This is a genomic window from Chryseobacterium lactis, assembly GCF_003815875.1.
In the GTDB taxonomy this organism is placed as follows: Bacteria; Bacteroidota; Bacteroidia; order Flavobacteriales; family Weeksellaceae; genus Chryseobacterium; species Chryseobacterium lactis.
In genome coordinates, this window is sequence record NZ_CP033924.1 from 4846533 (window position 1) to 4869537 (window position 23005).

At 36.3% G+C, this 23005-nt stretch carries 19 protein-coding genes; 17 read left to right on the top strand and 2 right to left on the bottom strand.

Translation table 11 applies throughout. The features are described 5' to 3' along the window. Positions 1-165: 165 nt before the first annotated feature. Positions 166-1146, bottom strand: coding sequence for an L-histidine N(alpha)-methyltransferase (gene egtD / locus EG342_RS21670; RefSeq protein WP_103289841.1), 981 nt, complete (start codon positions 1144-1146; stop codon positions 166-168). 232 nt (positions 1147-1378) lie between these two features. Between egtD and EG342_RS21675 the strand changes: the two genes are divergently transcribed. The 4 genes from EG342_RS21675 (at position 1379) to EG342_RS21690 (ending at position 7052) form a co-directional block, all read left to right on the top strand. Continuing rightward, positions 1379-2875: a serine hydrolase gene (locus EG342_RS21675; protein WP_103289843.1), complete on the top strand. Its 1497-nt coding sequence runs from the start codon at positions 1379-1381 to the stop codon at positions 2873-2875. 81 nt (positions 2876-2956) lie between these two features. Further along, complete coding sequence (locus EG342_RS21680) at positions 2957-5350, top strand: hypothetical protein (protein ID WP_103289846.1); 2394 nt, start codon at positions 2957-2959, stop codon at positions 5348-5350. Between the two features lie 118 nt (positions 5351-5468). Further along, positions 5469-6080, top strand: a complete 612-nt coding sequence (locus EG342_RS21685) for a hypothetical protein (RefSeq protein ID WP_103289849.1) — start codon at positions 5469-5471, stop codon at positions 6078-6080. A 501-nt stretch (positions 6081-6581) separates the two neighbouring features. Continuing rightward, on the top strand, positions 6582-7052 hold the full coding sequence (locus tag EG342_RS21690; RefSeq protein ID WP_103289852.1) for a hypothetical protein: 471 nt from the start codon (positions 6582-6584) through the stop codon (positions 7050-7052). Between the two features lie 16 nt (positions 7053-7068). On the opposite strand, the gene EG342_RS21695 is transcribed toward EG342_RS21690, so the two are convergent. Further along, positions 7069-8220 carry a serine hydrolase domain-containing protein gene (locus EG342_RS21695; protein WP_103289855.1) on the bottom strand — a complete coding sequence of 384 codons (1152 nt, stop codon included), beginning with the start codon at positions 8218-8220 and terminating at the stop codon, positions 7069-7071. A gap of 416 nt (positions 8221-8636) precedes the next feature. Between EG342_RS21695 and EG342_RS21700 the strand changes: the two genes are divergently transcribed. The 13 genes from EG342_RS21700 (at position 8637) to EG342_RS21760 (ending at position 22935) form a co-directional block, all read left to right on the top strand. Then, positions 8637-10520, top strand: a complete 1884-nt coding sequence (locus tag EG342_RS21700) for a type VI secretion system Vgr family protein (protein ID WP_103289858.1) — start codon at positions 8637-8639, stop codon at positions 10518-10520. Between the two features lie 93 nt (positions 10521-10613). After that, on the top strand, positions 10614-12248 hold the full coding sequence (locus EG342_RS21705) for a DUF6402 family protein (RefSeq protein ID WP_103289861.1): 1635 nt from the start codon (positions 10614-10616) through the stop codon (positions 12246-12248). Continuing rightward, on the top strand, positions 12214-12723 hold the full coding sequence (locus tag EG342_RS21710) for a hypothetical protein (protein WP_123868152.1): 510 nt from the start codon (positions 12214-12216) through the stop codon (positions 12721-12723). Before EG342_RS21705 ends, EG342_RS21710 begins: the two co-directional genes overlap by 35 nt. Before the next feature lie 96 nt (positions 12724-12819). Further along, positions 12820-14484, top strand: a complete 1665-nt coding sequence (locus tag EG342_RS21715; protein ID WP_103289866.1) for a hypothetical protein — start codon at positions 12820-12822, stop codon at positions 14482-14484. Then, complete coding sequence (locus tag EG342_RS21720) at positions 14481-14966, top strand: hypothetical protein (RefSeq protein WP_123868153.1); 486 nt, start codon at positions 14481-14483, stop codon at positions 14964-14966. The genes EG342_RS21715 and EG342_RS21720 overlap by 4 nt, the downstream gene beginning before the upstream one ends. Before the next feature lie 16 nt (positions 14967-14982). Then, positions 14983-15843, top strand: a complete 861-nt coding sequence (locus EG342_RS21725) for a hypothetical protein (RefSeq protein ID WP_123868154.1) — start codon at positions 14983-14985, stop codon at positions 15841-15843. Then, on the top strand, positions 15830-16033 hold the full coding sequence (locus tag EG342_RS21730) for a hypothetical protein (RefSeq protein WP_103289874.1): 204 nt from the start codon (positions 15830-15832) through the stop codon (positions 16031-16033). Before EG342_RS21725 ends, EG342_RS21730 begins: the two co-directional genes overlap by 14 nt. Before the next feature lies 1 nt (position 16034). After that, complete coding sequence (locus EG342_RS21735; RefSeq protein WP_103289877.1) at positions 16035-17624, top strand: hypothetical protein; 1590 nt, start codon at positions 16035-16037, stop codon at positions 17622-17624. Continuing rightward, a complete protein-coding gene (locus EG342_RS21740; RefSeq protein ID WP_103289879.1) occupies positions 17617-18600 on the top strand; it encodes a hypothetical protein in 984 nt (327 codons plus the stop codon). The genes EG342_RS21735 and EG342_RS21740 overlap by 8 nt, the downstream gene beginning before the upstream one ends. A gap of 240 nt (positions 18601-18840) precedes the next feature. Continuing rightward, positions 18841-19908 (top strand): glycosyltransferase family 2 protein, encoded by a 1068-nt coding sequence (locus EG342_RS21745; RefSeq protein WP_103289882.1) that lies wholly within the window; start codon positions 18841-18843, stop codon positions 19906-19908. A 189-nt stretch (positions 19909-20097) separates the two neighbouring features. After that, the gene (locus EG342_RS21750) at positions 20098-20583 is read left to right on the top strand and encodes a T9SS type A sorting domain-containing protein (RefSeq protein WP_103289885.1); all 486 of its coding nucleotides are present in this window, start codon (positions 20098-20100) and stop codon (positions 20581-20583) included. 20 nt (positions 20584-20603) lie between these two features. Beyond that, the gene (locus tag EG342_RS25710; RefSeq protein WP_103289888.1) at positions 20604-22139 is read left to right on the top strand and encodes a collagen-like domain-containing protein; all 1536 of its coding nucleotides are present in this window, start codon (positions 20604-20606) and stop codon (positions 22137-22139) included. Positions 22140-22482: 343 nt separating this feature from the next. Continuing rightward, the gene (locus tag EG342_RS21760) at positions 22483-22935 is read left to right on the top strand and encodes a GNAT family N-acetyltransferase (RefSeq protein ID WP_103289891.1); all 453 of its coding nucleotides are present in this window, start codon (positions 22483-22485) and stop codon (positions 22933-22935) included. Positions 22936-23005: the final 70 nt, after the last annotated feature.

Genomic DNA, 23005 nt, shown 5'->3' on the forward strand with positions numbered 1-23005 from the left:
AACTTTACATTAAGTTGTTATTTAGTTATTTCAACTTGTCATTCTGAATACAAACTGAAGGTTTGCGAACGTAGTTCAGAAGTAAAATGAAGAATCTAAACTACCAATGAGATTCTTCCTCCGTCAGAATGACAATAGTCTAAAATTATATATAAGCACCTTAAATTATATCATCCAGATAGAATCTACAAACCAGTTTTTAGCATCTTTAATTTCACTAAGAATATGAAAACCTGAATCTCCGGCTAGTTTTTTGATATCCTGTTCCGAAAATTTCTGAGAAATTTCCATATCGATCAGTTCGTTTTCTTTGAAATGAAACAACTGATTTCCCACATGAACATCCTGATCACAAAGGCTTACCAGAAAGCTTCTGCAGGCTCCAGAAACCGGATCATAGGTCTGATAGTGTTGAAACTGCTTCTCATTGAAGTCAGCATTCAGTTCCCGATTGATTCTTGTGAGAAGATTAAGGTTGAACGAAGCGGTAATTCCTGCCGGATCATTGTATGCGGCAAGAATGGTATTCGGATTTTTCTTCAAATCAAAGCCTACCAGAAATAAATCTCCCGGATTCAGTTTTCTTTTGACCTCGCTACAGAAATGTCTGGCTTCCTCAACTTCCATATTTCCAATATTTCCACCTAAGAAAAGGACTACTTTTTTTCTTTTCGAAATACCGGTGGCTTTATCAAGCATATCAAAATATTCACCTTCTAAAGGCAAAATTTTGAGTTCAGGTAACTTTTCCTGTAGGTTTTTCTGCAAAACAGTAAGGATATTTCCTGAGATATCGATGGGCATATAGGTAAAATCGGTCCCTTTCTCCACTAAATTTTTAAGGAGATAAGATGATTTCATGGCATCACCGGCTCCTAGTTCTATCAGGTCAAAAGATTCATTGATATTGGAAATTGCTTTTGCAAGTTCTTCTGTTTTATTTTGAAATATATTGAGTTCGCAATGAGTGAGATAGTATTCAGGCATTGCCATAATCTGCTGGAAAAGATGATCACCTGTTTTGTCGTAAAAGTATTTTGAAGATAGTTTTTTGGGCTGAGCAGACAAGCCCTTCAAAACATCCTGCAGGAAACTACCGGCATAGTCATTTTTAAGCTGATGCTCCTGCTTTAACTGTATATTCATAGTCTATATTTTGGGTTGGTTATTAACTAGCTACAACTATCTTGCCGCCATTGGGATAAGTTTTCATCAACCTATGAGCTTCTACAATTTCCTCTTATTTAAAGATATGGTTTATTTTTTATTTTTTCTCTTTTGTTTAAAAAACTTACCCTCAGGAAGTAATAAATCCGTATTTTGAATTGTTTAATAATAAACTGAGAAAAATAAAATAACCGGAAAACACTTCTTCAAAATGAGAAAAATACATTTATTTATCATCCTTTTTTTATCACTGAATACTTTTGGCCAAAGTCTAAATGATAAAATAAAATTATTTGAGAGCAACCTGAATTATTGGGACAAGTCAAAAACCAAAAAATGGACTTTAAAGGAAAGGATGAGTTTTTACAATGCCAATGCAGTAAGTATTGCAGTCATTAAGGATTACAAAGTAGAATGGGTAAAAGCGTATGGTTTTGCTGATATTTCTGAAAACAGACCAACGACTATTCAGACGCTTTTTCAGGCAGCATCAATCAGTAAATCGCTCAATAGTCTTGGGATTTTAAAGCTGGTTCAGGAAGGTAAATTAGCTTTAGATAAGGACATCAACACTTATTTAACCACCTGGAAATTCCCATATGATGAACTGTCAAAGGGAAAGAAAATCACAATCGCTAATCTGTTGAGCCATACTGCAGGATTGTCAGTTGGCGGTTTTGGTGGGTATGAAAAGGGCAAAGATCTACCAACTACAATACAAACACTTGATGGACTGAAGCCTTCCAACTCACCCGCCGTACGTTCCGTTTTTGAGCCGGGTCTCAAATTTCAGTATTCTGGCGGTGGAACCACTATTACCCAACTTATTCTTGAAAATACCACCGGAGAAAAATATGAGGATTATATGTTGAAAAATGTTCTTTCACCTTTAGGGATGAATGAAAGTTCGTTTAATCAGCCTCCATCACCCGATAAAATGAATCTTCTTGCGACAGGATATAATGCGAATGGCAAAGAAGTGAAAGGAAAATATCACATTTATCCCGAAAAAGCAGCAGCCGGTTTATGGACTACGCCATCAGATTTAGCAAATTATATCATTGAGACCCAATTATCTTTAGCTGGAAAATCAAATAAAATTTTATCTAAAGAACTATCTGCACAAAGAATTGAAAATAATTATGGAGTTTTCATGACTGATTTTAAAGGATCTAAATATTTCAGACACAGTGGCGGAAATGAAGGCTTCGTTTGTCATTATATAGGAAGTGTTGAAGATGGAAACGGTGTTGTCATAATGACGAATGGAAGAAACAGCCAGCTTTTGGGAGAGATTGTAAATAGCATTGCAAGCTTGAATCAATGGAAAAATTATCCTCTTGAGTCTCAAAAAGAATCAATTGCTTTAACCATAAGAAAGGAATGCGAAAAAAACATTGACAAAGGAATTGAGCTTTATAAAAAACTTAAAAAGAACAACGGCAATGATTATAATTTCTCAGAAAATGAACTGAATGAACTTGGTTATGAGTTTCTGCGTGATGGCAATGTAGATGCCGCCATTAAAATTTTCAATCTGAATGTCAATGAATTCCCCAATTCTGCAAATGTATATGACAGTCGTGGTGAAGCCTATTTTAATAAGAAGGAATATCAGCTATCGAAAAAAGATTATCAAAAAGTATTGCAGTTAGAACCAGCCAATCAAAATGCAAAAGAAATGCTTTTGAAATTGAATAAACATTAATTTTTAAAATAAGGAGTAAGTATCTTTTCGAAACCTTTAAATGAGTAATTTAGCATTGGATTAAAATGTGTTAAGATTTCTATGAGAAACATATTCTTTTTATTACTTATTTCAATTGCACAGCCTGTTTTAGCACAAACTAAACTGGAAAAGGCCATTACCAATCTTGAAAAAAATTACGACCAGGAAAAAGTATACCTGCTGACCGACAAATCACAGTATGCAGCGGGTGACCAGATTTGGTTTAAAAGCTTTGTCTTTAATGGATATAATCGCTCTGCATTGTCTACCACTCTGTTTGTTGAATTGTATGATTCTGATAAAAAACTGATAGACTGGAAGACCATCCTTCTTACAAACGGGGAAGGAAGCGGGGATTTTAAGCTTAAAGAAAACCTTCCGGAGCAGGTGTATTTTATAAGAGCTTATACGCCATATATGACCAATTTCATTGAAGATTTTCAGATTGTCAAAACGCTTCCGATTTACAATCCCAACTCAGCTGAAACATTAGAGATTTCCAAAAGTACCGATTGGTCTGCTAAAGCTTTTCCTGAAGGCGGCACTTTCATTAACGGGATGCCTACGAAATTTGCAGTAAGATTATCAGGCAATACTACTCTACCGGAAAGCTGGACCGGAAAAGTAATCGATAGCCAGACTCCAAATGTTTCTATTACAACATTTACATCTTTTGATAGAAATGTGGCAGCTTTTAAAATAACGCCAACTTTAGGAAAAAAATACCAGGTCATTATTCAGGATAATACCGGAAAAAAACAGACGATCGATTTACCGGAAGTGGCAAGCAGCGGGCTTAGTTTAGAAGTCAGCAGTTCCAAAGAAGGAATTAAATACAGTTTAAAAGGAGTTAACTTACAACACCAACTCCAACATTATAAAATTGTAGGAACCGTCAACAACTATCTTGCGTATAAAGCCAATATCAATCAGTTAACGAATGATGTTTCAAGTCTTATTCCTTCAAAAATCAGTGATGGAGCGAACGGTATTTTACAATTAGCAGTGTTTGATGAACAGGACAATCTGGTTGCCCGCAGACTTTGCTTTATAAGACCTAATAATTTAAAGATTAACAAAGCTCAAATTGTTGCCCGAAATATAAAACAAACGCCCGGATCTTTCAGCAGTATCGATCTTTCTCCGGAGACCTTTTTTAAAAACTATACCGTTTTGGTAAGTGAGGATAACGGAAGCAGCAATCCGGAAGAGGAAAATATACTGAGTGCTCTTTGGCTGACAGGAGATTTTACGGGCAAAATAGATGCTCCGGCACAATATTTCTCTACCAACGCAAATACTGAGGCTTTGGATGCTCTGCTTATTTCTGAAAACTGGAAACGATTTGACTGGAATGCTGTATTAAACGGATCTGTTCCTGCCATTACCACCCCATCTCAACAATTTCTTTCTTATAAAATAAAGCCTGTTAAAAACAATGCACTGCTGAAAGATACCAATGTAACGGTAGCGTTAAAGTTAGGTGAAGAAGCACCTGCGGTTAATTTATTTAAAACTGATGAAAGTGGTTATTTTTATTTAAATAATATCAATTTTAATGAACCTTTAAGTATTTCAATATTTGTAAATTCGGACAAAGATAAAGGATCTGACACTAATGATTTATTCTTCACGGCAGAACCTCTTATTAAGCCAACACCATTTAAAGGCAATGTTCCGAATACAAAATACAAATTGGTAAAAGGTACTGAGAATAAGAAAACTCCACTTGCTATTTCCAGAGCGCTCAATAATCAGAAAAACATCAAAAAAAGTGAAAATGCAGAGGTCCAAATCGAAGAAGTAAAAATAACCGGAAAGAAACAAGACCCAAAAGAAGAATTAAACAACCAGCTGTCCACCGGAATGTTTAATTCTATGAATTCTACCATATTTGATTTTGTAAATGAAGATCAGCATGCTGCAGCATCAATCAATATATTAGACTGGTTGCAGGGGCGGGCTGCCGGATTATCGTTTCAAAGAAACAGCTCAGGGCAGAATGTTCCTTATATGCGTGGCAGCCCGGCACTATTATATTTAGATGAAATACAAACTGATGTCTCTATGATCAGCTCTGTTCCTGTCAGCAATATTGCAATGGTGAAAATTATAAAAGGAGCCGGGTTAATTGGCAATGCTGTATTGATCTATACGATGAAAGGAAACATGAGACCTAAAACTAATGAAAAAGACACGAAAAAAAATAACTTATCTATCATAAAAGGTTATGATAAGCCATCAGACTTCCCTATTGGAGTACTAGACGATAAGTCAAAAATAGAAAACGATACCAGAGAAACTCTTTACTGGAACCCGAATTTGTTTGACAGTGATTATGTGCCACCAAGAATTAAGTTTTTTAATAATGACAGGGCAACACAATTTAAAGTTTTGATTATAAGCTTTGATGAGGATGACAATCTTCTGTATGACAAAGAAATTTTTAAATAATATATTTGCTTAAAAAGCCTTTCAATTCTTTTGGAAGGCTTTCTTATTATTTTAAGATCTCACTAAGGTTTCTATTTTGTATTGAAAAATTTGATACATTCATGTCAGAAAATGAATTATGAAAAAGTCTTCGCGATGCCTTATTTTATTTCTTCTTCTTGCAAAAGTTAATTTGTATTCACAAAAAGCGGCTGATAAGGATCATTACTCATTGCAGGTACGAAATGAGGTGGGTGATCTGAATAACGATCAACATGATGATAAGGTAATTGTAGAAATGGATGTAAAGGATGATACCAGACCATTGAGATTACAAATATTCCTCTCCCAGCCCAACAGCAAAAAACTTCAACTCGTTGTTTCTACTACAAAACTCATTGAAAGCCAATATCCGGCCGATAAAAAAGGAGAATACAACGGGAATACCATTCCGGATTTTATCATTGAAGATGGTCATTTAAAAATGCTTACGGATATTAATGACCGGAAAAGCAGCTATGAATTCAGATATAAGCAAAATAATTTCGAATTGATTAAAATATCACGGGTATCTTGGGACGGAAAAAATACAACTGCTGAAGCTGAAATTGACTTATTAGCAAAAACCAAAATAGAGTTTGAGCAAGAATTAGGTTCGGACAAAATCTTAAACAAAAGGAAAAAAGGGATCAAAATTGAAGCCTTGCCCAAAATTCAGGATCTGAGCTTTTCTGATCTGGAACAATATTAAAACAACGATTTTTACTGAAAATGAACTAAGAAGCAACAAAGCCACGGATGAAGCGATATACATTATGTGTTCGCTTAGAAAAAATCAATGAAGTTGATTCCATCTTTGTCCCTTAAAATAATGCAGTTGCATTATGAAATCTTTGCGTTAAAATCAAGCTACACCAGAACAAGTAACTCATTACCGACGTTATTTTAAACCATTAAAATTTTTTAAGGATTTTAGAATAGTAAGGTAGGCTACGTCTTAAGATCCCTATTCTTATTAAAATCTTCGATTTTTTCTTAATTAAACTTAACAACTTAATCATTCTTACTGGTTTAAAAAAAATTAATTAAGCTTTTAGAACGGTAAATTATTGGTGGATGGAATACAATTATAATACCCCAATCGAAAAATTATCAACTCTAAAAAACATAAACAAAGCAGTAAACTTCCTCAAAAAACACAATCTTTCAAAAGAAAATGCTAAATATTCCGTTTAATTCTTAAATTTAACCAATGCAAAAGAATCTTTATTTCATCATCATATTATTTTCTCTTACCAGCTGTTACACTTACCAGGTTAAAAAACAAGCGGATACCTCCACCGACAATAAAAAAGAAGCTAAAAAGAATGCTACTTTGGCTAACAATACTTCGCCGCAAATCAAAACGTCAACAGCTGAATCTCAAAACATGAACGCTCAGCAAATACCTGTTCCGATCAATGTTCAGGACAAACTTTCCCCAGGTAAAAATGTTAAAATTAACGTTGACCGCAGGAGCTATAAAGTAATCGTTGACCGATGGGAAAGTGACAGTCTGGTAGCCCACCCCGTTCATAATCCAAAGAAAATCCTGAAATTCCATAAAAACCAGATTGATGCTGAGAGAATTGCGGAAAAACGCTTTTCACAGCCTATCGCTGATATTATTACGGTTACTGCCTATGCCGCAATTGGTGCCGGAATATGGTTTCTTCTCAAATAGTTTTTAACCATTGAACTTACTGAGCACTAACAGCCTTAATTCTTTTTGCCCAACTCTGATAGATAGGAAACCAAACACGATCTCCGTTTGAACCATTACAGAGAATTACAATACTGCTTTTTGTGGGCAGATACATAAATATAGCCGCACTCCAGCCTTCATTCTCTCCGGTATGCCCTAATGTTTCAAGTCCCTCATAATTCATAAACCGATACCCAAGACCACTTTTTCCCTGATCAGAAAATGGGGCAATAGCCTCCTCCATTAATTGTACGGTGGCTGGTCGCAATACTTTGTGCAATCGGTTTTGTTTGTACCCTAATGAAAGTTCTGCAAAACGCGCCAGGTCTAAAACCGTTGTTTGTAATCCTGCTGCAGCTTGTTCTGTAAATATTCTATTCTTTATGGGTTTACCGGAGGTATCATAAGCTATTGCAGAGTTTTTCATCATTTCTGCTGTCCATTCATAGGAAGTATGATTCAAACCTAAGGGGTTGAAAACATTCTTTTTCATATAGTCTGCAAACTTTTCCTTCGTTCTTTCTTCAAGCATTAACTGTGCAAGGGTGTAGCCACCGCCCGAATACTCCCACTTTGTTCCTGGTTCACTTATTAAACGTACGCTTTCTCCATTTCTTTTTGTCTTTCCGGAAAGGGATTCTTCTAAACTCAACAATTTTGTCCCTTGTTCAGAACCTCCGTAGCCATGTACCGAAAGGCCTGCGGTATGGCTTAGAATACGTCTAAGGGTAACTTTTGATAGATCATATTGGGAAGCGGGCAATTTCCAGCGGGTTAGGTATTGATCAACAGGAGCATCCAATTTTACAAGCCCTTTTTCTGTCAATTGCATAAACCCCCATGCAGAAACCATCTTGGAAATTGAACCTACATTAAAAATAGTTTCTGTCGTTATAGGTTGCTGTTTTTTTTTATCACCCAATCCTATGCACTGGGTCCAAATTATTTTTCCATTTTGAATAACGGCTATGGCTACCCCGGGAACATTATTATTTTTGGTTGCCTCTAAACCTATCTGCCGGATTTCTGTATAGAGTGAACTTTCTTGTACCTTTTCTATTCCAACAACGGACTTTGTCCCTGAACAGGAAATCAGTAGCAAGGTAGAAGAAAAACCAATAATGTATTTTATTGTTTTGGGCGTCATTTTCTTTTTTGTTTAATATAGTCAATTTCAGGAAATTGTTTTAATTTTTTTGATGGGTGAAAGTTAATTCGATTGTCTTTTAAAATTTCATGTAACAAGTAATTACATTGAGATGTTTATATATGGGAGAGTAATGAATTTTTAAAATAAATATATTGAAAAGTTTATGCTTCATAGAATAACTATTTTTCATCTCAATATGTTGTTCATTCCCCATTACCGCATTCTATGATAAAAAGCATTCCTTCCTAAAACGCCCCAATTTCCAACACTCCCTTCAACCCTCTAATTTAAAGTCACTTAGAAAAAGTAATCGTAGTTCTACTACAATTTTTCAGATTTAATATTAATTTACATTTTGTAATCTATTTTTTATCTAAATTCGGTGAGATAATACCAAAAAAACATAAAATATTATGAAAAACACCTCAAATTCTGAGAAAGTTTCAGAAAACCACGTTTCGGGCATCAACCGGGTGGTTAAACTGGAAATTGTGGTTGAGGGTAAGGCTATCAATCACTTTAAACACTTTCGTTTACAACAAAGTGCAAGAAAGCACCATGATTTTGAACTGGTATTGGCTCATGACTCTTTGGGGGAGGTACAAAACCACAACCTGGAGCAGGCCCAAAAATTTTTAGGAAAAAGAATCACCGTTATTTTCAGATATAAAGATTACGAAAATGAAAGCCCCGAAAGAACATTTGTGGGCCTCATTACCAAAGTGGCGTTCAGTCAGGAAAAAATGAGTCTGGGAAATATTATTTTAAAAGGGATGAGTCCTACGATTCTGATGGATGCGGCTCCCCATACTCAAAGCTTCGGAGGAAATCAGACGGTGAATACCAATATTATTGCCAACCGGATTATCAAAGAGACCTTGGGAACCAGTAAATTTGATTTCAGGGTCGATACCCAGAACAAAAGTTATATCAGCTACAGTGCCCAATACAACGAAACCCATTATAATTATCTGACGAGAATTGCAGAAGCTTACGGAGAGCAGTTTTATTATGACGGCGAAGTTCTTCATTTCGGAAAACTCCCCTCTTCTGAAAAACCTATCGTATTGGTATATGGAAGCAATGTCATTGATTTGAATGTGGAGCTGAAAGCCGTTCACATCAAACCGGAATATTTTGGCTATAACAGCAGCAGACATACCAAAATGGTGGGTACTGATGACCGTATCAACCACCCGGGAGAATTATCTTCCAAAGCCTATGCACTGAATGATACTATTTTCACGACCCGATCACTGACTCCTACTCCCATCAATCCCAATGTGTTCCTTGATGTGGATGATTCTCAAAAGAGTGCAAGGGGAAGTAAAGCTGTAGAGGTTTTTACCGTTTCGGGACAAACAACGGTTCCGTTCCTTTATATCGGCTGTGTGGCAGATCTGGCAATGAGAAAGACCGACAGCAATGAAACCTCCCATTTTACGACACTGATGATCACAGAAGTGACTCACGAAGTGAATGCAAGAGGATATTATACAGGAACCTTTGAAGCCATTGCTGAAGGCACCGGTTTTATGCCAAAACCTGATTTTGAAATGCCAAAAGCAGAACCGCAGGTAGCCACTGTCATCTCCAATGTAGATCCATTGAACCAGGGCAGAATACAGGTTAGATTTGACTGGCAGTTAAATGATACCACTCACTTTATCAGAATGATGAGTCCTGATGCAGGAGGAACGGATGCGGTGTCACAAAACAGAGGTTTTGTAGCCGTTCCTGAAATTGGTGATCAGGTGATGGTAGGATTTGAATATCACAATCCTGATTTTCCTTTTGCCATGGGCGGAATGTTTCATGGGCAGGTAGGTCTGGGCGGAGGTGTGAACAATCATCTGAAGTCGATACAGACAAGAAGCGGGATTAAGGTTTTAATGAATGATGCGGAAAGAAGTGTTACCATTAAAGATCCAAGCGGAAATACCTATTTTATGGATGGCCAGGGAAACATTAAGGTTACGGCACCAAAGAATATGACCTTTACCGCAGGAGAAGATATGCATATTTCAGTGGGAAGGAATATGACCACCAAGATCGGACAGGATAGCACCTTGAATATTGGAAACGATCATACTGAATCCATTACTAAAAGATATACTCAGACCTCTGAAAATAAAACTGTTACGGTAAAGCAGGATCAGACAGAAAGTACAGGAAATACATTTAAAAGTACCTCTGGAGAAGCCGATATACAGACCTCCAAAGGTGATTTAAAACTGAGGGGAACCTCACTGGCCGTATTCCAGGGAGGAAAAGACGTTAAAGTAAGCAAAGGCTAAAATCCGGTACAGATGGTGAAAGTAAATTTCCATTTCTTGCCAACGAATATGATGACTACCTCAAGTATTGAATCCAATCCCAAATATTAACCCATGGAAGATCAACAAACTTCAGCGCATAATCAGAAGCTTTCTGAAAAACGGGCAGAAAAAAAGAAAAAAGCCAGCGAAGATTCTCCTTTAGAAAAAAGAGAAATGGTCATACATGGAGCAAAACTGAAATGTCCTTATGCTCAGTCAGCCGGAAAACTAAACGTGACCTCTAATGAGATAAACCTTCAGGATAGACTATTTGCAACAAAGGGCGACGGAAACAACATGGTAAACCTTCAGTTTAAAGGAACCTGTGGGCACCCAAAATGGCCGGCCAGAAAAATGTCTCCCCCACCCTGCATGAGTGTTATAAAATTAAGTCCGTGGCAAAACCTGGGAACCTCTATTATACAGGAACAAACCGCTTTAGTAAAGGAATCTTTTATCAATTGTGATCCTGAGTTTAATGCAGCTGTTGCGTCACCGATTCCGAAAGTTGCGAGTATAAAATCTAATGTTGATAACGAGAAACCAACCATACTTTCAGGATATTGGGTCAACAAAAATAATCAAAAAATAAAGTTGCATCCTTACGGAGATGAAAAGCTACACTTTTTCTTTGAAGCAAATAAAGCAGCAATAGGAAAAAAAATCTCATTTACAGTATATGAATCAGATTCAGGTCCCATTAATGATGATAATGTATATGAAAAAAATTATATAATCGCCTCTGAAAAAAATTATATTAATTTCCCCCTAACGGCAGATCTATTTACAAAAGGAGGAGAGAGCATATTACAATTATATGCGAAAATTGAGCTTGAAAATAAGGCCTATGAATTACCACAAGAAACTGATTATCTCAAAATTCATGCGGTTGAATTTGTTCCCAAGATAGAGGGGGCATTAAAATGGACAAAAGCCAAAATGCTTCAAGAGATATGGTTTGAGGGTAAGGAAAATGATAAACCTTGGTTAATTGATCCTAAAGTTGATTTATTATCCATGGATTGGGTGTTGTCATATCCTAGAATGAAAACCGAATATGATAAAATTATTACTGAAAAGTGGAAATCAAATAATGCAATAAAGCTTCTAAAGAAAAGGATTAAAGAGATGGTAAAAATTCCTACTGTGAATTTAAACCTTCCTAAAAAAGATAACGAAACCGTCAATTTTGGGGTATCTAGAAATGAAATACAAAAGTTTGATAATATTGAACAACCCAAATTAGGAGGACAAAAAGCACAGGAAGCAATGCCATTATTTGAGAAATTCTATTATCAAAGTGTATCCTATAACATCAGCAAAAATGTTTTTTCAATGGAGCCTTTAGATGATTTATTTGGAACTTTGGCAAGTTGCCAATTTAGAGTAATCGCATTTGGGACCATTACACGAAAAAACAGTTCAAATAATTATCTGGTTAAAATCACAAAAATTGGAGTTTATATAAAGGACAGTTTCGATTTTATAACAGAAAGTGAATATTTGGGTGATTGGTCTCCTAAAAAAAATGCAGTATCAGTAAATCCATATGGACCTACAAAAGACACCTACTATAAAATTGAAAATAAATCATACAGAGATTGGAGAAAAGATTATAAGAAAGGAATGGATTTTAACTTATATACAGATGTAAAATATTTAAATGTATCTTATGAATTTTATGCTACCCCTCAAGAAATTGAATAGATTATCCTATATGGCTTTATGTAGTGTTGTTTTTTTCGTCGCTACATCAGTATTATATTTTATCCTGAGTAAATTAGTTGATAAAGTCGTTGGATCTTCTTTTGGATCAGCCTATCACTGGATGCATCCCTATTCATTTATAATGGTATTTGCTGTTTTTTTTATGATAACGATGTTAGTATTAGGAAGAAACAAAAAAATTGTTCATAAAAATATATTCTATTTCATTTTTTATATTTTCTGGATTGTACTTTCCTTGGTTTTCTGCGGTTTATTATGGTCTTTCTATGATATGAATGCGGGCTACTTTCCCCAAGGATATGAGTTGTTAAAAAAAATATTTTCGGATATGTTTTATGGTTTAACCTGGGGTGGTTTAGCTATTTTAGGTGCTATTCCTTTTAATCTTTTGGTATTTGCAGTGTCTTTTTTTATTATTAAAAATTACAGAGCTTATATTAACAATAATTCTTAAAACAAATATTTATTATAAAATCATTCAAATTTTGAATAAATCCCGGAATACAAGACAGATACAAAATTAATTCTAACCAGCTCAAAATAAAATGGTATGAGTGACGAACAAGAAAAAGATAATTACTCTGCAAACCCCAATCAAAAGACTTATGATATGCCACATCAGGTAGATCATGAAGTGAATGTGGTGAAAATATATTTTGCGAAACGGGTTCCTAAAATGACCTGGGAACCTAAGGACGAAATTTATCCGGTAAAAAACGGAGGTCTGGTATCTGACGTCAAAGAGAAGTATGAAAAAAAAGGAAGAAGAAACATCCAGGCCGATAAAGAAGATTCTGTAAGATTAAAAGCAAAAGAAGAGGTAAAAATTACCTGGGAAGAAGAAGTACAGGCGAAAAAAGCTGATGGCAGTCCTGATTTTGATTTTGAGAGAATAAACAGCACCACCATTAAAAAGAAAGTATGGGTGGTAGCAGAATGTCAGGGAGCAACCGGAAAACTTTCCGTTGAGATCCATGAAAATAAATTGAAAAATGCAGAAAACATCTATGAAAATCCAGTAAAATTTTTAGAGGGTGAGACGGAGAAAAGCAATATTGAATTCAATATCAACGGAACACTGGTGTATGCAAAAGAAATAACGATGCGTCCCAAAAGTGATGAGGATTTAAAAAAATTGATAGATAAATTTAATAAAAGAGATGACAGGAATGCTTTTTTATATTTTAAAGCTGAAGTAACAGGCACAGAGGATGAAGTGAAATTTCCGGATGAGACGCGTGAGTTTTTAAATAAAGACAATGAAAGGTTTGAGATCAGATACTGTAATTGCGGAAGCAATTATGATATCACCTGTACCAGATATAGCAAAAGATACGGCCCCGCTTACTGGGGATCAAAAAAACTTGAAAATTATGCCGATTGGGATACATTAATTGAAGAAAAGAAAATTACGACTGAAGAAAAAGCTATCCTGGTAGGAATGTCTGAAAATGAAGGTAAATTGGATTCTGTTCAATCTTATGATTGGGATCTTTCAGGTGAACAGATGATATTAACGGCAGGAGCAATGCAAAAAACAGTAGATCACACCGGACAAGGTGAATTTACGACACAAGTTGAAGAATTTAAAGCTCAGTATCCTGAAAAATATGAAGAGTTATTTGTATCATGCGGATGGACGGTTGACTCCGGGATTCTGTATTATAAAGACCCCGCAGATTCGAAAGCCGATAAAATTACAGGAAATACATTATCCGATAAAATCAGAGAAAATTGTAAAGAATCTTTATTTGGAAAAACAGTAGAATGTAAACCCCTTCAACCTATCGTAAATGCCGTTATTGATAAATCATTTCAGGAAAAACAAGTGCTGGATTTTATCAAGAGATTAAAAGAGGTCGTGCTTCCTTTAACTCCTACAGGCTATTCGTATAAATTGTCAGATTATTTACAATCAAAATTAGGTAAGGCCACTGTATTGGATCATCACATTAACAGGCCTGGATTTGTAAAAGATGATTTCGGTGCTGCATTAGGCAGATTTTTTGCTAAAAAAGATGCCAACACTGCCAAAGAAAATAAAACCAGAAAAGAAGGTGAAAAACTGAAAAATCTATCAAGAAACCCAGGAGAATGGGGAGATAAGCACAGCCAATATGAGAAGGAAATTCTAGATGATTACGGTAATAAAAGAAGAGGTACCGATATGGATAAGCGGTATGAAAAAATGGAAAAAAATTCAAATTTATCATGATGAAACAATTTACAACCATCGTATTGATTTTAGTTATATGTATTACATGCGGAAATACTGTTTCCCACAGAAATCATGATGTTCAGAATAAAACGGTAAAGAGAGATACCATCATTACTTTAAATGATACTTTATCATTGTATTACGGCTCCTACAACAACAATATGAAATTATGGTACAACCTCTACATTGTAAAGAAAAAGAAGCGTATAAAAATAGGTAAAGGGAATGAATATAAAGGCACCGGAAGTGAACTTTTCTCTTCACTCTCCCCTAATGCAAACTATGTAGTAGTGGATGCCATCATCAAAGATTACGTGCATGAAAGTGATAAAGACAGTACACTGCATGAAAATTACACATGTGCCATTATTGATCTGAAGAAAGCCAAAATAGTAAAACAGATGCAACAGGATTGTGATGGATCATGGAACAAAAAAAATCAGTGGGTTTCCTCAGGTGGAAAAGTAGTTTTTAAGTAAAGAAATAATGGAACCGATGTTTCCCATAGATGTGAAATTAAACCTTTCTGAAGGAAAGAAGTTTTATCGTTATACCTATAATGAATATACTATCATCAACGGGAAAATACACAGAAGTGAGCTCAACAAAAATTTTCATGTCACGCTGAAACGTTTAGAAAATGAACAATTTGAATACCATATCGAAGTTTTTGACAGAGTTCACCGGGATAAAGAGCTTTCACCGTCTGAAAAAGATTTTTTAGACAAAATTACAGCAATCAATGATGATGTAGTGCTCATCACAGATGAATACGGTCGTTTAAAAAACATAGAGGGCTTGTCAATACTTCAGGATAAAGTGGAAAAAACAGTAGAAAAGCTATCCCGGTCCTATGTGGGGCAAAAGGCGGAAGATCTTTATCAGTTTTTAAAAGCATTTTATCAAAATGAAACCCTGGTGAGCAAAGATTTTTTAAAGAATATTCATTTTGGAATGATCCTCCATCCATTTTACAGAAGATTTGAGAAGGAAGATCAGGGAAAGCATAGTGTGCGCTACCGTAATTTCATGATCAATACCATAATAGACATAGATGAGAGCGTACAAACGGAGGCTATGCGTTATGATGATGAATTATTGCTGTTGCAGTACATCGGTACTATTCCCTCAGACAAAAACTGGGAAATGTTTTATGGTGAACTGAAAAGAAAGGAAATAGCTTATAATAGTGAAACAGATGTTCCAAAACTAGACAAATATAAAGGACAGATGTTATTGGATTTTATCACCAAAGAAGTGCTGGAGCATAAATTGACCATAGACTTTTCTCTGGGAGACAACTACCAAAAGAAAATTATCTATCATATAAAAGAAATAAGTCATGAAGAACTATAAAAAAATAGGATGGATTGAAGAAATACCAGGCCATCCGGATGAACAATCCGGCAAAGGGCTACCCCATGAAGAATATATTTTTTTATTGTCTGGATGTCTGAGCCTTATCCCATTGAAGGAAAACAAAAGCATAGATCATCCCTGTCAGGAAATATCAGAAACTCCCGAACTAAAAAAAGAAAAATCTTAACATGTCGACACGTATTACCATAACAGATTCCGGGCAAACACAAACTTTAAATCCTCCATTGGCTCCGGATACTCCTGATAATTCATTACAGCGTATCACTGATGTCTATTTTGCTAAAAAAGTAATAACAGACGATGGAACAAGAGTTAATTTCACAAAAATTGATTCCGCCCACGCACAGCAAGACCAACAGAATCAAGCGATTCCTTACGATTCCATATTAGGAAAAACGGTCTATCTGATCATAGAGACCAGCAATATGACAGACCTGAGCATTGATGCAGTGATAAGACCTTCAGCCAACACGCTGACAAATAATACAGATACATTACAACTCATGCGTTTTATATCTCCTGACCGGTATGAAGCACAGAGACTGTTTACCGTACAAGTCGGAAATTTTGGTGCGCTCAACAACAACCGAGGCAGCCATACTCATTATGGTAATTTAAATGATCATATCAATAAAGCCATTATTAAACTGCAGCTCAGACCCGACGGAAGGGCTATTTTTGACGAATGGACCGAAAGACTTGCAGAGGGCAGCATTAATCTGGAAGTGGTAGTAGAGAGAACAGACAATAACCCCTGTGCCTATAAAGATAGCCAGGAAGAAGTTAACGGTGCAGGTATTTTCCTGGATGATGATACGGGAAGATTCAGAGTGGTTAATAAAAATATATATACCATTCACCATGGCAGTAATACATACAATACTTTAACAGTAATTACTCCAGATCCTGAAAGAAGGAGAAGGATTCAGAAGGTTGTAAATAACCACTCCACTGAAGTTATTTATTTCTATTATGATCAACATGATAATGAACACAGAATTTGTTCCAGAACTAAAGAAAGTGTCACCAGAAAAAGAAGAGTTAATACCGTTCCACCAGTTGCCCAAAGAGGAAATCTTTTGGATACCATAGATTTCACAGCCAACAGAGCGGCGGGGGAACAGATTGATGCACATCAGTTATTGATATATTCCACCGGAACCTTAGGAGATGGAGCCACCGACAAGTGGTACGCCAATCAAACAGAAAATGTTGAAATGGTCAATATGGATATATTAGCGAATCAAGGTGTGGGACCACAGATTTTTGAAGCATTCAACTATAATCAGGATGGCGTTATCATCCGGTACGGATTTCAGCATACCCGAAGAAGAAGCATTCAGCCGGATTTATTTGCAGGTTTCTTAGGATCATTAGCACAATTCAGACAGGAAGGACACACGCATTATATCGTATCTCAGGGTTTTTCTTATGCTGATGCGTCATGCTATCCCAGCGCAGAACACGTGAACGGAGAGGCGGGAGATCTGAATTTATTAACGGCTCAGCAGGATGGAGTCAATACCATACTTACGGCAGCCAATTTTGATTACGAAAATCAGGTCATTCTTCGGAATATTCTTTTTGATTTTGGATTTGAATCAGGCCGGTCAGAGAATTTTTCCAATACCTCCAATGCCAGTACTGATGACGATGCTACGACACGGTTACCCCATACCATTCATACCGCTACCCCCAGACATAACAATCATTTGCATGTTCACGGTTTCACCCCAATATCAGATATCTATGCCTAAAATTAATATCGCATGTTTCTCTGTTTTGTTTTTCCTTTTTTCCTGCTATAGTAAGGCTCAAACGGAAAATAAGACCATCCATACAGAAACCCATTCAACCGATAAAGGATCCGTTTTCTTTACCACCCGTAAAGTTGATTGTATCAACCTGCCATTCGGATATTCAGATCTTTCAAAACGAATAACCGTTGACTCTGCTCTGGCGGCTATTCAGGATAAAAATAAATTAAGGCAAATCAATGCTTTACAATTTGAAAAAGTAATCAAAAAAGATCTTGTATCACTCACTGAAGAATATGATACCTTTTTACCATTTAATAAAAATGTCAACGAAAAAGACCGCATTGCGATGGCCTCTGATTTTCTGTGTTTTGGAGACTATTCATTGTATTTTATGGCGGACTATAATACCATTCGTTATGCAGAACCATTTATCGAAAAAATATATCTGGTTTCAACGAAAGGCGGTAAGCTTATCGATATGAAAAGAATCTATCTTCATCATGAAGGAGAAATGGGATTTGCCAACTATACATTATTTAACATCGATAAAAATTATATCATTTCTCTACAGGATTATGAATTCAGTGAAAATCCTTTTCAAGTAAAACCTCTACAGCAATACCAAATCCTGCCTTCCGGAAGATTTGCCAGGTACTTTGATAAAAACGGTTCATATAAAAATGAAGAAGAGCAAGGCATGGTAAAAAATCACAAGAAAGAAGGGAAATGGATTGAAACGAAGGCAAATAGCTCTATAGACTTACAACAATATCCGGAATTTACAGATCCCTATACTTATCTGGAAGCAGAGTATAAAAATGGCCTACCCTCCGGAACATGGAAATGTTACAAATTATTACAACAGTATAATGAAAAAACAGGAGAACCTATCGTTAATACAAGGAAAAAAGGGCGACTCATCTATACTGAAATGTATACCGATGGGGTATTGAAAAAACGGGAGTATCAATAACAAATCAAAGGCTCGCAGCTTCATCCTTATCAAGGTTCTAAACCTTGACAAGGATGCCGACCAAATTAACTTTGCGTGAAACTTCCCATGTACAGGCAAAAACAGCAATATGATTTAAAATTCCTTCCTGCTTTCTGTAGAATCTTCTTTGATCGCTGACACCAGTACTTTGCTGGTAATTTTTTTAAATATCTACAATTAATACCAGTATATTTATACCCTAAAAATCATTTAAAGTCAATGAAAATAAGCCTGTGTCTGATTGTTAAAAATGAGGAGAAAGTCCTGGCCAGATGTTTGGAAAGTGCAACAAAATTTGCAGACGAAATCATCATCGTAGATACTGGTTCTACCGATAAAACCAAAGAAATTGCTGCACAGTTTACAGACAAAGTTTTCGATTTTGAATGGATTAATGATTTTTCAGCGGCCCGTAATTTTGCGTTTTCGAAAGCGACTATGGATTATCAGATGTGGCTGGATGCTGATGATGTGGTACCGGAAAAATCAGTTACAGAAATTAATGAACTAAAGAAAACCTTAAAGGATCATGTTGAGATGGTTACGATGAAATATGTTTTATCATTTGACCAAAACAATAATCCTACCTTTCATTCAACACGTGAAAGATTATTTAAAAGAAGTAAAAATTATCAATGGATCGATCCCGTTCACGAATGTATTCCTTTAATCGGCAATCTCCATTATACCGATATTGAAATTTGGCATAAAAAAACAAACCCTGAAGAGCTTTCTACAAGGAATATAGATATATACAGAGCTTTAGAGAAGAATGGAGAAGAATTTACTGCAAGACAGCTATATTATTATGCAAGGGAACTGAAAGATCATCACGAGACAGCTAAAGCCATCACCTGTTATGAAAAGTTTTTACATTTGGGATCCGGCTGGTTAGAAGACATCATCACTTCCTGTCACCAATTAGCGATTGAATATAAAAAGATGGGTGCTAAAGAAAAAATTCTGCCGATCTTACTCAAAAGCTTTGAATATGATGTTCCGAGACCGGATATCTGTTGTGAATTGGGATATTACTATAAAGAAGAGCACAATTATCACCTGGCATTTAAATGGTTTGATTTGGCTACAAGAGTTCCTGAATCTAATCCTGTAGGGTTTGTATTTTCTGATTATTCAGGATATATTCCTAATATTGAGGCTTGTGTTTGTTTATCTTTTTTAGGGGAATACAAAAAGGCCCATGAATACAATGAGAAAGCATCTCTTTGCAGACCAGATTGTCCTTCGGTAAGACAAAATAGAGAATATTTAAGGGATCTCATATAATACGTGCAAGATCTACCAAAATTCACTTTCTTAATTTTTATCAGTCAGTCTTCATAGAGAAGGTGTAGGATGACAGAAATATCAGTAACCGTTTTATGATTTTTTTTAATTATAAATTAATATAGTTATCATAATATAATTATATATTTGATAAATAATAAAAACTAATAAGATATACACCAATATGATATGAAAACTACACTTTTTACACTTTCTTTGTTTCTTGTGAGTTTCTCGATGCAGGTTTCGGGACAAGAAACCCTAAATACCAGTGGCACCAATATGTCAGGCACCACGGGAAATGTTTCAGCTTCTATAGGCCAGATTTTTTACGAAACAACATCTTCTTCTGCCGGAAATATTACTGCAGGTGTTCAGCAGCCTTATGAAATCACACCGACATTAGGAGTTGACATTACCGAAATCAGTTTGAACCTTACTATTTTCCCCAATCCCACTACAGATATTCTCAATTTGAAAATAGGATTTAAAGATTATAATAAATATCGCTATGATATTTTTGATAATAGTGGAAAGTTACTGATAAGTCAACCTATACTTCAGCCTCAAACTCAAATTATAATGACCGCTTATCCTGCTTCACTCTATTTATTAAAAGTATCAAAAGAGGGTAAGAGCATCAAAATTTTTAAGGTTTTAAAAACAGATAAATAAAATATAAAAACTAATTACCTATGAAAAAGCTTTCTTTTCTAGCAGCCTCTCTGGCTTCTGCTTTAGTGTTTTCGCAAGTGCAGGATGCCATGAGTTATCAGGCTATCATCAGAAATTCAAGTAATCAATTGGTTAGCAATCAAAATGTAGGAATGAAATTTTCTATATTGAAAGGTTCTACAACAGGAACAGTAGTATACTCCGAAACTCAGACTCAGTCTACGAATATAAATGGTTTAGTAACAGTAAAAATAGGTACCGGTACTTTAGTGAGCGGTTCTTATTCTACCATCAATTGGGGAGCAGACACTTACTTCATCAAAATAGAAACAGATCCTGGTGGATCAAATAATTATACCATAACAGGAACATCACAATTATTAAGCGTTCCTTACGCTTTATATGCTAAAACTTCAGGAAGTTCCCTTCCCGGGCCTCAAGGTGCTACCGGTGCAGCAGGGCCGCAGGGTATACAGGGATTGACAGGAGCGACAGGACCAGTAGGAGCTCAAGGATTAGCAGGTGTTACCGGAGCCACTGGTGCACAAGGTATACAGGGGATTACAGGAGCAACAGGACCAGTAGGAGCTCAAGGATTAGCAGGTGTTACCGGAGCCACTGGTGCACAAGGTATACAAGGGGTTACAGGAGCAACAGGACCAGTAGGAGCTCAAGGATTAGCAGGTGCTACCGGAGCCACTGGTGCACAAGGTATACAGGGGATTACAGGAGCAACAGGACCAGTTGGAGCCCAGGGATTAGCAGGTGCTACCGGAGCCACTGGTGCACAAGGTATACAGGGGATTACAGGAATCACAGGAGCAACAGGACCAGTTGGAGCCCAGGGATTGGCAGGTGTTACCGGAGCAACGGGTGCACAAGGAATACAGGGAGTGCCAGGAGCGACAGGACCAGTTGGAGCCCAGGGATTAGCAGGTGCTACCGGAGCCACTGGTGCACAAGGAATACAGGGAGTGACAGGAGCGACAGGACCAGTTGGAGCCACAGGATTAGCAGGTGTTACCGGAGCAACGGGTTCAGGTTTTGCAAATGGTACTGCTTCAGGGCAGGTCTATATAACAGGCGGGACTCCATTTGCCCCATCTAATCCGGTAACTCTAAGTGGAGATGTTACTATAAACACTTCCGGAGTTACAACTGTTGGGAGCTCTAAGATAACGACAGCCAAAATAGCTGATGCTTCCGTTACCGTAGCTAAAATATCTACAACTTCCGGTACAGCAGGTTCTACCACTTATCTTAGAGGAGACGGAACCTGGTCTACGCCAAGTAGCAGTGGTGCGCAACTATTAACAGGAACAACTACTGTGACTTTGCCGGCACCAGGTAATTCCGGAGCATTTACGATGACTGTCAATGGGGCAGCCATTGGGGATGCGGTTATCGTAAGCCCGACAAGTAATATTACAGCAGGAGATTATCCACCAATCTATACCCCAAAAGTAACAGCACCAAATACCATAACTGTTTATGTATACGATTCTGGTAATGTTGGAGGTACGTCCTTTTCTTTTAAAGCTACGGTTATCAAATAATTTGTATCTTATTTTTACAAAACAAATGATAATTGCATAATAATAAATTCAAAAAATCCAGTACTCACTGGATTTTTTGATTTGTTTGGAATATTTACAATGTGGTAAATCAGGATTAAATATTGGCGATTAAGTGCTTCTCTTTTACCGTTTTACCTTAAATTCATTGATCCATTTCAGGTTAAAACAAAACTGACCGCTGTAAGAAGTTCAAGGTCGTCTTTATCCGCTTATGCATTTTATCGCTCCGAAAGCATCTCCCTCTTGTCTGACCTCTATCATCGCACAATAAAAATCATCATTATTAAATTTCCTGTATCTTGGTACTCCTAAACTAATCACAATGAAAATCATTAATTACACAAGAATTTTCAGAAAAGACTGCATCGAAATCTTCAGGAGTAATTTGCCTAAGTTTTTTGCTCTGGAAGAATTACCGCTTTTTGAAAACTTTTTGGATCAGTATACTGAAGAGAACTATTTCGTGGTTAAAACGGATGATAAGGTAATAGGATGTGGTGGATTTTTTTTAGATACAAAACATAATACGGCTGGATTATCCTGGGGAATGGTTCATGCCGACTATCATGCGAAAGGAATAGGAAAAGCTTTTACTCAATATCGGATTGATTTGTTAAAAAAGACCTACCCTTCCCTGCCCTACAAAATTGAAACCTCACAGCATACCGCTGAGTTTTATAAAAAGAATGGTTTTAGAACAGTAGAGATTGTACCGGATGGATTCAGTAAAGGAATTGACAAGTACATCATGATCATGGAAGCATCTGGGTCGTGATATATTCTTTGAATCTCTGAAGTATCCTGACTTTATAGAATTATTCAACTTTACAACTTTTTGACCTTTT

Coding starts and splice junctions, on each gene's coding strand:
- egtD (WP_103289841.1), bottom strand. CDS start 1,146: ATGAATATACAGTTAAAGCAGGAGCATCAGCTTAAAAATGACTATGCC.
- EG342_RS21675 (WP_103289843.1), top strand. CDS start 1,379: ATGAGAAAAATACATTTATTTATCATCCTTTTTTTATCACTGAATACT.
- EG342_RS21680 (WP_103289846.1), top strand. CDS start 2,957: ATGAGAAACATATTCTTTTTATTACTTATTTCAATTGCACAGCCTGTT.
- EG342_RS21685 (WP_103289849.1), top strand. CDS start 5,469: ATGAAAAAGTCTTCGCGATGCCTTATTTTATTTCTTCTTCTTGCAAAA.
- EG342_RS21690 (WP_103289852.1), top strand. CDS start 6,582: ATGCAAAAGAATCTTTATTTCATCATCATATTATTTTCTCTTACCAGC.
- EG342_RS21695 (WP_103289855.1), bottom strand. CDS start 8,220: ATGACGCCCAAAACAATAAAATACATTATTGGTTTTTCTTCTACCTTG.
- EG342_RS21700 (WP_103289858.1), top strand. CDS start 8,637: ATGAAAAACACCTCAAATTCTGAGAAAGTTTCAGAAAACCACGTTTCG.
- EG342_RS21705 (WP_103289861.1), top strand. CDS start 10,614: ATGGAAGATCAACAAACTTCAGCGCATAATCAGAAGCTTTCTGAAAAA.
- EG342_RS21710 (WP_123868152.1), top strand. CDS start 12,214: ATGAATTTTATGCTACCCCTCAAGAAATTGAATAGATTATCCTATATG.
- EG342_RS21715 (WP_103289866.1), top strand. CDS start 12,820: ATGAGTGACGAACAAGAAAAAGATAATTACTCTGCAAACCCCAATCAA.
- EG342_RS21720 (WP_123868153.1), top strand. CDS start 14,481: ATGATGAAACAATTTACAACCATCGTATTGATTTTAGTTATATGTATT.
- EG342_RS21725 (WP_123868154.1), top strand. CDS start 14,983: ATGTTTCCCATAGATGTGAAATTAAACCTTTCTGAAGGAAAGAAGTTT.
- EG342_RS21730 (WP_103289874.1), top strand. CDS start 15,830: ATGAAGAACTATAAAAAAATAGGATGGATTGAAGAAATACCAGGCCAT.
- EG342_RS21735 (WP_103289877.1), top strand. CDS start 16,035: ATGTCGACACGTATTACCATAACAGATTCCGGGCAAACACAAACTTTA.
- EG342_RS21740 (WP_103289879.1), top strand. CDS start 17,617: ATGCCTAAAATTAATATCGCATGTTTCTCTGTTTTGTTTTTCCTTTTT.
- EG342_RS21745 (WP_103289882.1), top strand. CDS start 18,841: ATGAAAATAAGCCTGTGTCTGATTGTTAAAAATGAGGAGAAAGTCCTG.
- EG342_RS21750 (WP_103289885.1), top strand. CDS start 20,098: ATGAAAACTACACTTTTTACACTTTCTTTGTTTCTTGTGAGTTTCTCG.
- EG342_RS25710 (WP_103289888.1), top strand. CDS start 20,604: ATGAAAAAGCTTTCTTTTCTAGCAGCCTCTCTGGCTTCTGCTTTAGTG.
- EG342_RS21760 (WP_103289891.1), top strand. CDS start 22,483: ATGAAAATCATTAATTACACAAGAATTTTCAGAAAAGACTGCATCGAA.